Here is a 15011-nt window from a genome sequence, read left to right as displayed (position 1 = left end):
CGTCCGCCTCGACGCCGGCGTGGAAGCCGGCAGCGTGATCGGCCCCGCCTGGGACTCCCTCCTCGCCAAACTCATCGTCACCGGCCGCACCCGCAAGGAAGCCCTCCAGCGCGCCGCCCGCGCCCTGAACGAGTTCCAGGTCGAGGGCATGGCCACCGCGATCCCCTTCCACCGCGCCGTCGTCACCGACCCCGCGTTCGCCCCGGAGCTGACCGGCTCCAGCGACCCGTTCACGGTCCACACCCGCTGGATCGAGACCGAGTTCGTCAACGAGATCAAGCCCTTCACCGCGCCGGCCGAGGCCGGCGCGGAGGACGAGGCCGGCGGCCGCGAGACGGTCGTGGTCGAGGTCGGCGGCAAGCGCCTGGAAGTCTCCCTGCCCGCCTCCCTGGGCATGAGCCTGGCCCGGACCGGCCTCGCGGCCGGCGCCAAGCCCAAACGCCGCGCGGCCAAGAAGTCCGGCCCCGCCGCCTCCGGCGACACCCTCGCCTCCCCGATGCAGGGCACCATCGTCAAGATCGCCGTCGAGGAAGGCCAGGAAGTCGAGGAAGGCGACCTCGTCGTCGTCCTCGAAGCCATGAAGATGGAACAACCCCTCAACGCCCACAAAACCGGCACCATCAAGGGCCTGGCGGCGACGGTGGGCGCATCCGTCACCTCCGGCGCGGCCATCTGCGAGATCAAGGACTGAGCCGAGCGGCGAGCACCTGCGCCACGCCCGGCGGACCGGCTGTCCCGGTCCGCCGGGCGTGGCGTTTCCCGGACCGCCGGGCGTGGCGTTCTCCCGGACCGGCGCCGGTCCGCGGCACCCGTCGCCCTTCCCCTGCGGGCGGCAGACGGCTCAGGAAAGCGGCGGGCGGGCCTCGATGCGCATGCTCCGGTGACGTTCCTCCGCCACCCGCAGCAGGATCTCGCGCAGTTCCTCGCGCGTGCTGCCCCGGGTCTTCACGGCGTGGCAGTTCGGGCACAGGGCCACCATCTGACCGGGGTGGTCACGCCCACCGAGGGCGAGGTCACGCACATGGTCGATCTCCAGTATCGGCTGGTGCCGGTCCGTCACATCCGCGGGCTGGCCCGTGCAGCCCGGGTTCTCGCACCGCCCCTGGCTGCGCTTGAGCACCAGATAGCGGGCGGCCCGGGAGCGCTTCGGCCGGTGTGTGGTCCGTGTGTCGCGCCCGCCTGCGCCGTTCGCGGCCTCCCGCTGTTCGATGAGCCGGCAGCCCCGCTCGTACTCGGCCGCCGTGACGAGCCAGGGCTCGGGCCGGTCCGCCGCCTCCCCGGCCGCCCGCCCGGGCTGCTCCGGCTCCGTGCCGGTCTCCTCCAGGCCCACGTCCGCGAGGAGCGGGGCCGGGTCGAGACCGTCGAAGAACGTGCCGAGCAGTTCGTCCAGTACCGCGAGCCGGGTGACGGGCGAGTGCCGGAGCAGGTCGTAGACCGCCTCGGTCGGACCACCGCGCGGCCGGTGCTCGGCGAACCAGCGCTTCAGCCGCGCGTCCCCGTGGGCCGTGGGCACCTCGCCCGGGTGGTCGGGCAGCGTCCACAGCCCGTCGCGGCACAGGGACGCCACGGGGTAGTCCGGGCGCGGCCGTTCCCCACGGGCTCCGTGCCGCGCGAGCAGCGCCGCGAGCGCCTGCTCCGTCTCCGTCCAGGCCAGCAGCCGCGGTTCACCGCGCAGGGCGCGCCCCATCGCCCACAGCAGCGTGACGGGCTTGTACAGGGCGGGCCGGCCGGCGACGCGGTGCGCCCGCATCGCGGTGACGCGCCGGAGCAGCCCGCCGTGGGTGAGGGTCCCGTCCGGCGGCGGGTCCTGCGCCATCGAGAAGCCGAGCGTCTCCAGGAGGGCCACGGCGTGCTGCGCGCCACCGGAGAACTCCGCCGCGGCCAGGGGCCGCCGGCCGGGCAGGTACCCGTGCGCGGCCCCGACGATCGCCTTCGAGTCGTAGCACCTGCCGTGGTGCGCCAGCAGGTACCGGCGGGCCGGCCGGAAGCCGTAGCGGGCGAGGAAGGCCGCTCGGCCGAGGCGGTCGTACTCCTCCATCGCCTGTTCTATCTCGACCCGGGTGATGTCCGTCAGCGCCATGCCCGCACTGTAGGCGGGGCCACCGACAGCGCGGGGTCCCGCGGACGGTGGCTGCCCCGCGGGCGGCGGGCGCTACCGCCGCCGCAGGTCCGCGACGCGGGCGCGGTCCGGGTTTGCCGGTTCGGGGAGGGGGGTGGTGGAGCGGAGCGGGGAGGGGCCCGGTGCGTGGCTTCTGCGTGGTCCCGGCAGGGGGGTGCGGCGGCCCGCCGGGACCTGGTCACCCCCCTGGTTCCCGCTCCCTCCCGCCACGGCGATCTGCACGCCCTGGTCGGCGAGCGCCTGCAGCTCCGTGGCGGCGCGGTCGTCGTGGGCCGGGGGCTCGTCGGTGACCAGCCGGGTGATCAGGTCCGTCGGCACGGTCTGGAACATCGTGTCCGTGCCCAGCTTGGTGTGGTCGGCGAGGACCACGACCTCCGCGGCGGCCTGGACCAGGGCCCGGTCGACGGATGCCGAGAGCATGTTGGAGGTGGACAGGCCGCGTTCGGCGGTCAGACCGCTTCCGGAGAGGAAGGCCCTGGACACCCGCAGCCCCTGGAGGGACTGTTCGGCCCCGGAGCCGACGAGGGCGTAGTTGGAGCCGCGCAGGGTGCCTCCGGTCATCACGACCTCCACCCGGTTGGCGTGGGCCAGTGCCTGGGCCACCAGCAGGGAGTTGGTGACGACCGTCAGGCCCGGCACGCGCGCGAGGCGGCGGGCCAGCTCCTGCGTGGTCGTACCCGCTCCGACCACGATGGCCTCGCCCTCGTCGACGAGGCCCGCGGCGAGGTCGGCGATGGCCGTCTTCTCGGCGGTCGCGAGGTGCGACTTCTGCGGGAAGCCGGATTCCCGCGTGAACCCGCCCGGCAGCACCGCACCGCCGTGCCGGCGGTCGAGGAGTCCTTCTGCCTCCAGCGCCCGCACGTCCCGCCGTACGGTCACTTCGGAGGTCTGGACGACGCGGGCGAGTTCACGGAGCGACACGGCACCGTTCGCTCGCACCATTTCGAGGATCAATTGGCGACGTTCAGCAGCGAACACGAAACAGACAGTAACCCCAGCGACCGTCTGCTTTCAGCGGTTTGCGGCGAATAGCAGAAGTTGTTCGCACGGCGGGGCGGGAGGTGATATAGGACCCGTCCGCCCCGCCCATGCCGGCCGCATACGCCACGATCCGCCGTGACCAGCGGGAAGCCGGCCGGGGCCGTCAGGCCTCCGCGCTCGCCTTGCGCGTGTGCAGCTGCCGGGCGACCTCCGCGATCGACCCCGAAAGGGAGGGGTACACGGTGAAGGCGTTCGCGATCTGTTCGACCGTCAGATTGTTGTCGACGGCGATCGAGATGGGGTGGATCAGTTCCGAGGCGCGCGGCGCCACCACGACACCGCCGACGATGATGCCCGTGCCCGGCCGGGAGAAGATCTTCACGAAGCCGTCCCGGATGCCCTGCATCTTCGCGCGCGGGTTGCGCAGCAGCGGCAGCTTGACGACCCGGGCGTCGATCTTGCCCGCCTCCACGTCCGCCTGCGTGTAGCCGACCGTCGCGATCTCGGGGTCCGTGAAGACGTTCGAGGAGACGGCCTTCAGGTTCAGCGGGGCCACCGCGTCGCCCAGGAAGTGGTACATGGCGATACGTCCCTGCATGGCGGCGACGGACGCGAGCGCGAAGACGCCGGTCACGTCGCCGGCCGCGTAGACGCCGGGCGCGGTGGTGCGGGACACCTTGTCGGCCCAGATGTGGCCCGACTCGCGCAGCTTGACGCCGGCCTCCTCCAGGCCGAGACCCGCGCTGTTCGGGATGGCGCCGACGGCCATCAGGCAGTGGGTGCCGGTGATGACCCGGCCGTCGGCCAGCGTCACCTCGACCCGGTCGCCGACGCGCTTGGCGGACTGCGCGCGGGAGCGGGCCATCACGTTCATTCCGCGGCGCCGGAACACGTCCTCCAGGACGGCGGCGGCGTCCGGGTCCTCGCCGGGCAGCACCCGGTCGCGGGAGGAGACCAGGGTGACCTTGGAGCCCAGCGCCTGGTAGGCGCCGGCGAACTCGGCACCGGTGACGCCGGAGCCGACCACGATCAGCTCCTCCGGCAGCTCGGTGAGGTCGTAGACCTGGGTCCAGTTCAGGATGCGCTCGCCGTCGGGCCGGGCGTCGGGCAGCTCCCGCGGATGCCCGCCGGTGGCGATGAGGACGGCGTCGGCCGTCAGGGTCTCCTCGGAGCCGTCGGCGGCGGTGACGACGACCTTGCGGGACCCGTCCAGGGACTGCATGCCGTCCAGCCGGCCGCGGCCGCGCATGACCCGGGCGCCGGCCCGCGTCACGGACGCGGTGATGTCGTGGGACTGGGCGAGCGCGAGGCGCTTCACCCGGCGGTTGACCTTGCCCAGGTCCACGCCCACCACCCGGGCCGACCGCTCCAGCGGCGGGGTGTCGTCGGCGACGATGATCCCCAGCTCCTCGTACGAGGAGTCGAAGGTGGTCATCACCTCGGCCGTAGCGATAAGGGTCTTCGACGGCACGCAGTCGGTCAGCACCGACGCTCCGCCCAGACCGTCGCAGTCGACGACGGTCACCTCCGCGCCGAGCTGAGCGGCCACGAGGGCCGCTTCATATCCGCCGGGTCCGCCACCGATGATCACGATCCGAGTCACGTACTCCATTGTCCCGCACGCTTCAACGTGCCACTGCCCGGGGGCGCCGCCGGGACACTCCCGTGACGCCCGGGGCCCGCGGGACGGCTGCCGTACCCTCTGACCATGTCGCTCTATGCCGCGTACGCCGGCAACCTCGACGCGCGTCTGATGTCCCGCCGCGCCCCGCACTCTCCGCTGCGCGCCACCGGCTGGCTGAACGGCTGGCGGCTGACCTTCGGGGGCGAGCAGCTCGGCTGGGACGGCGCGCTGGCGACGATCGTCGAGGACCCGCTGGCCCAGGTCTTCGTGGGCCTGTACGAGATCGCCCCGATGGACGAGGACTCGCTCGACCGCTGGGAGGGCGGGGCGCTCGACCTCTACCGGCGGGTACGCGTGCGCGCGCACACCCTGGACGGCGAGGAACCGGCCTGGGCCTACGTCCTCAACGGCTACGAGGGCGGGCTGCCGTCGGCACGCTATCTGGGCGAGATCGCCGACGCGGCGGAGTCGGCGGGCGCCCCGCACGACTATGTGATGGAGCTGCGCAAGCGCCCCTGCTGAGGCGCCGCCACCGCCCCGTTCGCGCACCTCCTCCCCTTCCGTCCACCGTTTGTGGAAAACGACAAGGCAACGAAACCAATCCCGTGGGCTCTGTCATCTACGCGCGTAGGCGAAGAGCGGTTACCCTCGTCGGCGTGAACGCATCTCTTCTTCCGGACGACATCCAGGGCGACCCGTACGCCGCCGCCGACGCCGCCGCCACGCGCCTGCGCGCGCTCACCGGCGCCGAGACCCACGACGTCGCCCTCGTGATGGGCTCCGGCTGGGCTCCGGCCATCGACGCCCTGGGCGCTCCCGACGCCGAGTTCCAGGTCACCGAGCTGCCCGGCTTCCCGCCGCCGGCCGTCGAGGGGCACGGCGGCAAGGTCCGCTCGTACTCCTTCGGTGACAAGCGCGCCCTGGTCTTCCTGGGCCGCACCCACTACTACGAGGGCCGTGGCGTCGCCGCCGTCGCCCACGGCGTGCGCACCGCCGTCGCCGCCGGCTGCAAGACGGTCGTGCTCACCAACGGCTGCGGCGGCCTGCGCGAGGGCATGCGCCCCGGCCAGCCGGTGCTCATCAGCGACCACATCAACCTCACGGCGACCTCCCCGATCGTCGGCGCCAACTTCGTCGACCTGACGGACCTGTACTCGCCGCGCCTGCGCGCCCTGTGCAAGGAGATCGACCCCTCGCTGGAGGAGGGCGTCTACGCCCAGTTCCCCGGCCCGCACTACGAGACCCCGGCCGAGATCCGCATGGCCCGGGTCATCGGCGCGGACCTGGTCGGCATGTCCACCGTCCTGGAGGCGATCGCCGCCCGCGAGGCGGGCGCCGAGGTGCTGGGCATCTCCCTGGTCACCAACCTGGCCGCGGGCATGACCGGCGAGCCCCTCAACCACGAGGAGGTCCTCCAGGCGGGCCGCGACTCGGCGGCGCGCATGGGCCAGCTGCTGACCCGGGTGCTGAGCCGCATCTGACCCGCCGGACGGACGAGCGGACGGACGGGCGCGAGCAGGGCGGGCACGGGCCGGGCGGGACGCGGCGGCCGGTGACGGCGGCACGGGGGCTGGGCAGGGCGGTACGGCGGCGAGGCCGGCGTACGGCAGCCGGTACGGCGACCGGTGACGGAGACCGGCGTACGGCCGGCGGCACGACGGCCGGTCATGGTGGCACGGCCCCTTCTGGACGCGCCTGCGGGCCCGCCCGCTCACTCGTCCGCCCGGCCCTCCGCTTACGGCATTCCGCGTTCCGGCCGGCCGGCCGCGCAGGACGGGGTCCGGGGGCACAGTCCCCCACCGGACCAGGTAGACACAGGAGAGGTTGATCCCAAGGTGCACGACGATCTGATCGCCCGGGCCAAGGCCTGGCTCGCCGAGGACCCGGACCAGGAGACCCGCGACGAACTCGCCGGGCTGATCGACGCCGGTGCCGTCGAGGAGCTGGCGGCCCGCTTCGCCGGCACCCTCCAGTTCGGCACCGCCGGCCTGCGCGGCGAACTCGGCGCCGGCCCGATGCGCATGAACCGCGGCGTCGTCATCCGTGCCGCCGCGGGCCTCGCCGCGTACCTGAGGAAGCAGGGCCGGGGCGACGGCCTGGTCGTCATCGGCTACGACGCCCGCCACAAGTCCGCCGACTTCGCCCGGGACACCGCCGCCGTGATGACCGGCGCCGGTCTGCGTGCCGCCGTACTCCCCCGCCCGCTGCCCACGCCCGTGCTCGCCTTCGCGATCCGGCACCTGGGCGCGGTCGCCGGCGTGGAGGTCACCGCCAGCCACAACCCGCCCCGCGACAACGGCTACAAGGTCTACCTCGGCGACGGCTCGCAGATCGTCCCGCCCGCCGACGCGGAGATCGCCGCCGAGATCGCCGCCATCGCCTCCCTGCACGACGTCCCCCGTCCGGACGCCGGCTGGGAGATCCTGGACGACAAGGTCCTGGACGCCTATCTGGCCCGTACGGACGCCGTCCTGGCCGCCGGTTCCCCGCGCACCGCCCGCACGGTCTACACGGCCATGCACGGCGTCGGCAAGGACGTGCTGCTGGCCGCCTTCGCCCGGGCCGGCTTCCCGGAGCCGGTGCTGGTCGCCGAGCAGGCCGAGCCGGACCCGGACTTCCCGACGGTCGCCTTCCCGAACCCGGAGGAGCCGGGCGCGGTGGACCTGGCGTTCGCGCGGGCCCGCGCCACGGACCCGGACCTGGTCATCGCCAACGACCCGGACGCCGACCGCTGCGCCGTGGCCGTCCGGGACGGCGGCGACTGGCGGATGCTGCGCGGCGACGAGGTCGGCGCCCTGCTCGCCGCCCATCTGGTCCGGAGCGGCGCCCGGGGCACCTTCGCGGAGTCGATCGTCTCCTCCTCGCTGCTCGGCCGGATCGCGCGGAAGGCGGGGCTGCCGTACGAGGAGACCCTGACCGGCTTCAAGTGGATCGCCCGCGTCGACGGCCTGCGCTACGGCTACGAGGAGGCCCTCGGCTACTGCGTGGACCCCGAGGGCGTGCGCGACAAGGACGGCATCACCGCGGCGCTGCTGATCACCGAGCTGGCGTCGGTGCTGAAGGAGGAGGGCCGTACGCTCCTCGACCTGCTCGACGACCTCGCCGTGGAGCACGGCCTGCACGCCACCGACCAGCTCTCCGTCCGGGTCGAGGACCTGTCGCTGATCGCGGACGCGATGCGCCGGCTGCGCGAGCAGCCGCCGGCGGAGCTGGCCGGTCTGCCCGTCGTCCGGGCCGAGGACCTGTCCCGGGGCACGGACGCGCTGCCGCCCACGGACGGCCTGCGCTACACCCTGGACGGCGCCCGGGTCGTCGTCCGCCCGAGCGGCACCGAGCCGAAGCTGAAGTGCTATCTGGAGGTCGTCGTACCGGTCTCCGGGCCCGCCGGCCTGCCGGCCGCGCGCACCCGCGCGACCGAGCTGCTGACGGCCGTCAAGCGGGACCTGTCGGCGGCCGCGGGCATCTGAGCCCGCCCACCGGACACCCGGCGCGCACGCCCGCCCGCCGGGCACCGGACATCGGCACCGGGGGCGCACGCCGGCCCTCCCGGGCACCGGAACACCGGGGCGCGCACGCCGGTCCTGCTGGATACGAGCGACGCCGGGGCGCGCACGCCGGTCCGTCCGCATACGAGCGACCCGCATACGAGCGACGCCGGGCACCCTCACGGGAGCCCGGCGTCGTCCGCAGGGGCGGGGGGCCGTCCGGCGAAGACACGCCCCCGCCCGCTCTCACCCCGTGGCGAGCAGGATCGCCAGCAGGACCGCGCCGGCGACCGCCGGTGCGGCCACCTCGTAGGCCCAGCGCACGGTGACCTCGCCCTGCGCCTGCTCGGCCGCTTCGTGGTGTTCGAGGAGTTCGCGCAGGTCGTCCATGACCTTGTCGGTCTCGGCGCGGGCCGGCCCGGTGTCCGGACCGCGCAGGCTGAACCCGCCGAGGCCGAAGCCGCCCGGCCCGAGCCCGCCGCCCCCGCCGCCCGGCGTCCCGCCCCGGGCCGCGTCCGCCGCCGCCCGCTGCTGCCGGCGGGCCGCCTTCTTGCGGGCGCGCAGCGAGACGGGTACGGCCCAGAGCTGGTATTTGCCGCCGGACTTCGTGAGGACCTCGTTGGTGTAGCCGGAGCGCAGGCCGGCGATCTCGCCCCAGGGCACGGTGATCACCCGGAACGGGTTGCGGACGCGCAGCCGCTCCTCGTTGGCGAAGACCGCCGGGCGCAGGGTGAACGCGACGACCAGCGGCACGATCAGGATCAGGCCGGCCAGCGCCAGCCACGGGGTGCGGCCGTGGCCCTTGAACAGCGCGTCGAAGCCCAGCCAGAGGACGACCAGGAGCAGCAGCACGCCGCCCGCCAGCCCCAGGGGCGAGCGGTAGATCCGGTCCTTGGGGGCGGGCACCGGGGGCTGTGACACGGGTGACGGGTGGTCCGGGGTGGTCATGGGCCGATTCTGCCCCACGCCCGCGTCACCCGTCCGGCCCGGCCGGAGACGGACCCGTCACACCTCCCCGCGGCCTCCCCGCGCGCGGGCCGCTGACGCCCGCCGTCGTACGCGCCGGGCCGCGCGCGCCCCTCCCGCCGTACGCCCCGCGCCGCCCGCGCCCCGCCACGATCCGCCCTCGGGCTATACATCCGCTACGCGCGTAGATATGCTCGTCTGGTGACCATGCCCACTACCGCACCCACAGCTCACGCTCTCTCGGACGTCGCCGCGTCCGACAGCACGCTGCGCCGCTTCCTGCACGGGCTGCCCGGCGTCGACGCGGTCGGCCTGGAGGCGCGGGCCGCGTCTCTCGGCACCCGTTCCATCAAGACCACCGCGAAGGCGTACGCCATCGACCTCGCCATCTCGATGGTCGACCTGACGACGCTGGAAGGCGCGGACACCCCGGGCAAGGTCCGGGCGCTCGGCGCCAAGGCAGTCCATCCCGACCCCACGGACCGCACGGCGCCGACGACGGCCGCGGTCTGCGTCTACCCCGACATGGTGACCGCCGCCAAGGAGGCCGTCGCCGGCTCCGGCGTGAAGGTCGCCTCGGTGGCCACCGCGTTCCCGGCCGGCCGGGCCGCGCTCGGCGTGAAGCTGGCCGACGTCCGCGACGCCGTCGCCGCCGGTGCCGACGAGATCGACATGGTCATCGACCGGGGCGCGTTCCTCGCCGGCAAGTACCTGAAGGTGTACGACGAGATCGTGGCCGTGCGGGAGGCCTGCGGGACGAGCGCCCGGCTGAAGGTCATCTTCGAGACCGGCGAGCTGTCGACGTACGACAACATCCGCCGCGCCTCCTGGCTCGGCATGCTGGCCGGCGCCGACTTCATCAAGACCTCCACCGGCAAGGTCGCCGTGAACGCGACCCCCGCGAACACGCTGCTGATGCTGGAGGCCGTCCGGGACTTCCGCGCGCAGACCGGCGTGCAGATCGGCGTGAAGCCGGCCGGCGGCATCCGCACCTCCAAGGACGCCGTCAAGTTCCTGGTGCTCGTCAACGAGACGGCCGGCGAGGACTGGCTGGACAACCACTGGTTCCGCTTCGGCGCCTCCTCGCTCCTCAACGACCTGCTGATGCAGCGTCAGAAGCTGGCCACGGGCCGCTACTCCGGGCCCGACTACGTAACGGTGGACTGACACATGGCATTCGAGTACGCTCCCGCGCCCGAGTCGCGCGCGGTCGTCGACATCGCTCCGTCCTACGGCCTCTTCATCGACGGCGAGTTCGTCGACAGCGCGGGCGGGGATCTCGTCAAGACGGTCTCGCCGTCCACCGAGGAAGTGCTCTCCGAGTACACCCAGGCCACCGCGGAGGACGTCGACCGGGCGGTCAGGGCGGCCCGCAAGGCGTTCGAGAAGTGGTCGGCGCTGCCCGGCGCCGAGCGCGCCAAGTACCTGTTCCGCATCGCCCGGATCATCCAGGAGCGCAGCCGCGAGCTGGCGGTCCTGGAGACGCTGGACAACGGCAAGCCGATCAAGGAGACCCGCGACGCGGACCTCCCGCTGGTCGCCGCGCACTTCTTCTACTACGCGGGCTGGGCCGACAAGCTGGACCACGCCGGTTTCGGCGCGAACCCGCGTCCGCTGGGCGTCGCCGGCCAGGTGATCCCCTGGAACTTCCCGCTGCTGATGCTGGCGTGGAAGATCGCCCCGGCGCTGGCGACCGGCAACACGGTCGTGCTGAAGCCGGCCGAGACGACCCCGCTGTCCGCCCTGTTCTTCGCGGACATCTGCCGTCAGGCGGGCCTGCCCCGGGGCGTCGTCAACATCGTCACCGGCGACGGCCGCACCGGCGCCGCGCTGGTCGCGCACCCGGACGTGGACAAGGTGGCCTTCACCGGCTCCACGGCGGTGGGCAAGCAGATCGCCCGGACGGTCGCCGGCACCCGCAAGAAGCTCACGCTGGAACTGGGCGGCAAGGGCGCCAACATCGTCTTCGACGACGCGCCGGTCGACCAGGCCGTCGAGGGCATCGTGAACGGCATCTTCTTCAACCAGGGCCAGGTCTGCTGCGCGGGCTCGCGGCTGCTGGTGCAGGAGTCGGTCCAGGACGAGGTGCTGGACGCCCTCAAGCGCCGCCTGTCCACGCTGCGCCTCGGCGACCCGCTGGACAAGAACACCGACATCGGCGCGATCAACTCCGCCGAGCAGCTGGCCCGGATCACCGCGCTGGCCGAGCGGGGCGAGGCGGAGGGCGCCGAGCGCTGGTCCCCGTCCTGCGCACTGCCCTCGGCCGGCTACTGGTTCGCCCCGACGCTGTTCACGAACGTCACCCAGGCGCACACGGTCGCCCGCGAGGAGATCTTCGGCCCGGTGCTGTCGGTGCTCACCTTCCGCACGCCGGACGAGGCGGTCGCCAAGGCGAACAACACCCCGTACGGCCTGTCGGCGGGCATCTGGACCGAGAAGGGCTCGCGCATCCTGGCGGTCGCCGGCAAGCTGCGGGCCGGTGTCGTCTGGTCCAACACGTTCAACAAGTTCGACCCGACCTCGCCGTTCGGCGGTTACAAGGAGTCGGGCTTCGGCCGCGAGGGCGGCCGCCACGGCCTGGAGGCGTACCTCGATGTCTGATCGGCTCAGTGTCTTCAAGACCTACAAGCTGTACGTCGGCGGGAAGTTCCCGCGTTCCGAGAGCGGCCGGGTGTACGAGGTGACCGACTCGAAGGGCAAGTGGCTGGCGAACGCGCCGCTCTCCTCCCGCAAGGACGCCCGTGACGCGGTCGTGGCCGCGCGCAAGGCGTTCGGCGGCTGGTCCGGCGCGACCGCGTACAACCGCGGCCAGGTCCTCTACCGCGTCGCGGAGATGCTGGAGGGCCGCAAGGAGCAGTTCGTCCGGGAGGTCGCGGACGCGGAGGGCCTGTCGAAGTCGAAGGCGGCGGCCGTCGTGGACGCCACGATCGACCGCTGGGTCTGGTACGCGGGCTGGACCGACAAGATCGCCCAGGTGCTGGGCGGCGCCAACCCGGTCGCGGGCCCGTACTTCAACCTCTCCTCCCCGGAGCCGACCGGCGTGGTCGCCGTGCTGGCCCCGCAGGACTCGTCCTTCCTCGGTCTGGTCTCGGTCCTGGCCCCGGTGATCGCCACCGGCAACACGGCGGTCGTGATCGCCTCGGAGAAGGCTCCGCTGCCCGCGCTGTCCCTGGCCGAGGTGCTGGCCACCTCCGACGTGCCGGGCGGCGTGGTCAACGTGCTGTCCGGCCGTACGGCGGAGATCGCGGCGCCGCTCGCCGCGCACCAGGACGTCAACGCCATCGACCTCGCGGGCGCGGACGAGGAGCTGGCGAAGGAGCTGGAGATCGCGGCGGCCGACAATCTCAAGCGGGTGCTCCGTCCCCAGCCTGTGGATTACGCCGAGACGCCGGGCATCGAGCGGATGACGGCGTTCCTGGAGACGAAGACGGTCTGGCACCCGACCGGGTCGCTGGGCGCCTCCGGCTCCTCCTACTGACGCCGCCACCGGCCCGGCGCCTCCGTCGGCCCGGGACGGGGACTACCGAGTCGGTCTGTGACTGGCGGGCCGGCCCGGGACCAGCGGGTCGGCCCGGACTGCTGAGCCGGTTCGGGACTACTGACGGCCCAGTGCCCCCAGCAGCGGGCCCACCCCCGGCACGCTGCCCAGCGACGGGGCCTGGGCCAGCGGGGCCGTCAGCATCCGGGAGCCGACCGGCTTGAAGTCGGCGAGCTGGGTGCCCACCCCGTTGTCCAGCGGGTCGACGCCGGTGCCCGCCAGCGGGTTGGGCTTGAGCCCGGCGACCGGGCCGGTGACATAGCCGACGATGCCCGTCGTGGCGCGCAGGCCGGCCTGGGGGTCGATGGTGCCGAAGTCGAGGGGCCGGTAGTTGACGCCCAGGCCGGGAACCGAGTCGGCGGACGCCGTGGCCGCGCCCGCGCCCAGGGCCGCTCCCGCGGCGGCGAGGACGAGCAGGGCGCGCCGTGCGGCGGGGCGGTGCGGAGAAGTGTGTCGGGCCATCGCTGATGCCACCTTCTGGTGCGCAGGGTGATGCTGTCGACACGAAGGGTAGTTGAGGCGGGACGCGCGCTCAAAAGCGGACCCGCGGGGTCGGCAGGGCGCCCGCCATGCGTCAAACTGGTGTTCCGTGAGCATTCATCCTCCGTCTCCCGCCCGTGTCGTGCTGCTGTGCGGCCCCTCGGGCTCGGGCAAGTCCCTCGTCGCCGCCCGCTCCGGGCTTCCCGTGCTGCGCCTGGACGACTTCTACAAGGAGGGCGACGACCCGACTCTGCCGCTGGTGGAGGGGAGCGCGGACATCGACTGGGACCACCCGCGGTCCTGGGACGCGGACGTCGCGGTCGAGGCCATCGCCCGGCTGTGCGCCACGGGTTCGACGCCGGTGCCGGTGTACGACCTCGCGCGCAGCGCCCGTACCGGCGAGCGGACGCTGCGCATCGGCCGTACCCCGGTGTTCATCGCCGAGGGCATCTTCGCCGCGGAGATCGTCGGGCGCTGCCGGGAGCTGGGCGTGCTGGCGGACGCGCTGTGCCTGACCCGCGGCCCGGTCACCACCTTCCGGCGGCGCTTCCTGCGGGACCTGAAGGAGGGCCGCAAGTCGGTGCCGTTCCTGCTGCGGCGCGGCTGGCGGCTGATGCGCGCGGAACGGTCGATCGTCGCCCACCAGGTGTCCCTGGGCGCGCGTGCGTGCGGCCGGGACGAGGCCCTGGGCCGGCTGGCGACCGCGGCGGCCGACCGGCGGGCCCGGCAGGAGACGGCGGCCTGACCGCCGTACGGCTACCGGTTACGCCGGCCTGACCGGCGTACCGCTACCGGCACGGCGGCGTGATCGCCGTACCGGAGCGCGGAAAGCGGAACGGGACCGGCCGGCCCCCCGGCCCGCCGATCCCGTTCCTCTGTGCTCCCCCGTTGTTCCCCCGTGTCCCCCCTCGGGCCATCCCCCGATGGCCCCCTGCCTCAGGCGACCAGTTCGCCGAAGGCGCTCTCCTCGTCACGGCCGAAGCTGAGGACCTCGTCCTCGCGCAGCCGGCGCAGCGAGCGCCAGATGCTGGACTTCACCGTGCCGACGCTGATGCCGAGGATGTCGGCGATCTCCGGGTCCGTGCGGCCCTCGTAGTAGCGCAGGACCAGCATGGTGCGCTGGAGTTCGGGCAGCCGGGCCAGCGCCTGCCACAGGACCGCGCGCAGCTCGGTGCCGCGCATCGCGTCCGTCTCGCCGGGCGTCTCGGGCAGTTCCTCGGTCGGGTACTCGTTGAGCTTGCGCCGCCGCCAGGCGCTGATGTGCAGGTTCGTCATGGTGCGGCGCAGGTATCCGCCGACCGCGGCCTTGTCGCTGATCCGGTCCCAGGCCCGGTACGTCGAGAACAGCGCGCTCTGCAGCAGGTCCTCGGCCTCGAAGCGGTCGCCGGTCAGGTGGTAGGCGGTGGCGTACAGGGAGGCGCGGCGTTCCTGGACGTAGGCGGTGAACTCCGCCTCCGTCAGCGAACGGCGCCGCTCCCCCGAGTCCTCCCTGTACGCGGTTCCCCCGTGCGTCTCCCCCGTGTGCGCGTCAACCACCGACATGTACGCCGGGTGCTGACGCCCGGTGCCGCGAGCGCACCCCCATCCGCTCGCGCCACCGGACTTCTCGGACCCCCGGTGCACGTCGTGCAGACGCGTGATCACTGCGCTGGTGCTGATGCCGTGCAGCGTTTTCATCTCGCGCTCCCCGTCGTGGACTTCCGGTGATTCGGTGGTGCCGGGCCGGTTGTGGATCATCCCCCCGCCCTGTGACCAAAAGCCTGCCGGGGGCACTTCATCGCCGTGTCCGCCGACTGTCACAGACCTGTCACAGGGGTC

General features: G+C 73.3%; 14 protein-coding genes. 8 read left to right on the top strand and 6 right to left on the bottom strand.

The window, feature by feature from the left end; all coding sequences use genetic code 11:
- Positions 1 to 691: biotin/lipoyl-containing protein (locus ACH4OA_RS20875; RefSeq protein WP_397970106.1), on the top strand; the 691-nt coding region annotated here is incomplete at its 5' end.
- A gap of 150 nt (positions 692 to 841) precedes the next feature.
- On the opposite strand, the gene ACH4OA_RS20870 is transcribed toward ACH4OA_RS20875, so the two are convergent.
- The 3 genes from ACH4OA_RS20870 to ACH4OA_RS20860 form a co-directional block, all read right to left on the bottom strand.
- On the bottom strand, positions 842 to 2080 hold the full coding sequence (locus ACH4OA_RS20870) for an HNH endonuclease (protein ID WP_397970104.1): 1239 nt from the start codon (positions 2078 to 2080) through the stop codon (positions 842 to 844).
- Positions 2081 to 2152: 72 nt separating this feature from the next.
- On the bottom strand, positions 2153 to 3097 hold the full coding sequence (locus tag ACH4OA_RS20865; protein ID WP_397970102.1) for a DeoR/GlpR family DNA-binding transcription regulator: 945 nt from the start codon (positions 3095 to 3097) through the stop codon (positions 2153 to 2155).
- A gap of 166 nt (positions 3098 to 3263) precedes the next feature.
- On the bottom strand, positions 3264 to 4712 hold the full coding sequence (locus tag ACH4OA_RS20860) for an NAD(P)H-quinone dehydrogenase (RefSeq protein WP_365879188.1): 1449 nt from the start codon (positions 4710 to 4712) through the stop codon (positions 3264 to 3266).
- Between the two features lie 96 nt (positions 4713 to 4808).
- Between ACH4OA_RS20860 and ACH4OA_RS20855 the strand changes: the two genes are divergently transcribed.
- The 3 genes from ACH4OA_RS20855 to ACH4OA_RS20845 all read left to right on the top strand — a co-directional run bounded on the left by ACH4OA_RS20855 (position 4809) and on the right by ACH4OA_RS20845 (position 8191).
- On the top strand, positions 4809 to 5246 hold the full coding sequence (locus ACH4OA_RS20855; protein WP_365879186.1) for a gamma-glutamylcyclotransferase: 438 nt from the start codon (positions 4809 to 4811) through the stop codon (positions 5244 to 5246).
- Between the two features lie 134 nt (positions 5247 to 5380).
- Positions 5381 to 6205, top strand: a complete 825-nt coding sequence (locus ACH4OA_RS20850; protein WP_397970100.1) for a purine-nucleoside phosphorylase — start codon at positions 5381 to 5383, stop codon at positions 6203 to 6205.
- A 354-nt stretch (positions 6206 to 6559) separates the two neighbouring features.
- Entirely contained in the window at positions 6560 to 8191 is a 1632-nt protein-coding gene (locus ACH4OA_RS20845) for a phospho-sugar mutase (RefSeq protein ID WP_397970098.1), read from the top strand.
- A 264-nt stretch (positions 8192 to 8455) separates the two neighbouring features.
- Here ACH4OA_RS20845 and ACH4OA_RS20840 read toward each other — a convergent pair whose 3' ends face one another.
- The gene (locus ACH4OA_RS20840) at positions 8456 to 9157 is read right to left on the bottom strand and encodes a PH domain-containing protein (protein ID WP_397941566.1); all 702 of its coding nucleotides are present in this window, start codon (positions 9155 to 9157) and stop codon (positions 8456 to 8458) included.
- A 225-nt stretch (positions 9158 to 9382) separates the two neighbouring features.
- Between ACH4OA_RS20840 and deoC the strand changes: the two genes are divergently transcribed.
- The 3 genes from deoC to ACH4OA_RS20825 are packed head-to-tail and all read left to right on the top strand — an operon-like array spanning position 9383 to position 12653.
- Positions 9383 to 10342 carry a deoxyribose-phosphate aldolase gene (gene deoC, locus ACH4OA_RS20835; protein ID WP_397941710.1) on the top strand — a complete coding sequence of 320 codons (960 nt, stop codon included), beginning with the start codon at positions 9383 to 9385 and terminating at the stop codon, positions 10340 to 10342.
- A gap of 3 nt (positions 10343 to 10345) precedes the next feature.
- Positions 10346 to 11776 (top strand): aldehyde dehydrogenase family protein, encoded by a 1431-nt coding sequence (locus ACH4OA_RS20830; protein ID WP_365879178.1) that lies wholly within the window; start codon positions 10346 to 10348, stop codon positions 11774 to 11776.
- The gene (locus ACH4OA_RS20825; RefSeq protein WP_397970096.1) at positions 11769 to 12653 is read left to right on the top strand and encodes an aldehyde dehydrogenase family protein; all 885 of its coding nucleotides are present in this window, start codon (positions 11769 to 11771) and stop codon (positions 12651 to 12653) included. Before ACH4OA_RS20830 ends, ACH4OA_RS20825 begins: the two co-directional genes overlap by 8 nt.
- 117 nt (positions 12654 to 12770) lie before the next feature.
- Here the strand turns inward: ACH4OA_RS20825 and ACH4OA_RS20820 are convergent, their stop codons facing one another.
- Entirely contained in the window at positions 12771 to 13175 is a 405-nt protein-coding gene (locus ACH4OA_RS20820) for a hypothetical protein (protein ID WP_365879174.1), read from the bottom strand.
- A gap of 160 nt (positions 13176 to 13335) precedes the next feature.
- On the opposite strand from ACH4OA_RS20820, the gene ACH4OA_RS20815 reads away from it, so the two are divergent.
- On the top strand, positions 13336 to 13938 hold the full coding sequence (locus tag ACH4OA_RS20815) for a uridine kinase (RefSeq protein ID WP_397941708.1): 603 nt from the start codon (positions 13336 to 13338) through the stop codon (positions 13936 to 13938).
- A gap of 191 nt (positions 13939 to 14129) precedes the next feature.
- Here ACH4OA_RS20815 and ACH4OA_RS20810 read toward each other — a convergent pair whose 3' ends face one another.
- Positions 14130 to 14870 carry a SigE family RNA polymerase sigma factor gene (locus ACH4OA_RS20810; RefSeq protein WP_397941563.1) on the bottom strand — a complete coding sequence of 247 codons (741 nt, stop codon included), beginning with the start codon at positions 14868 to 14870 and terminating at the stop codon, positions 14130 to 14132.
- Positions 14871 to 15011: the final 141 nt, after the last annotated feature.

The sequence above is a fragment of the Streptomyces sp. NPDC017095 genome, from assembly GCF_044332325.1.
GTDB lineage: Bacteria > Actinomycetota > Actinomycetes > Streptomycetales > Streptomycetaceae > Streptomyces.
This window is presented reverse-complemented; position numbering and strand designations above follow the sequence as displayed.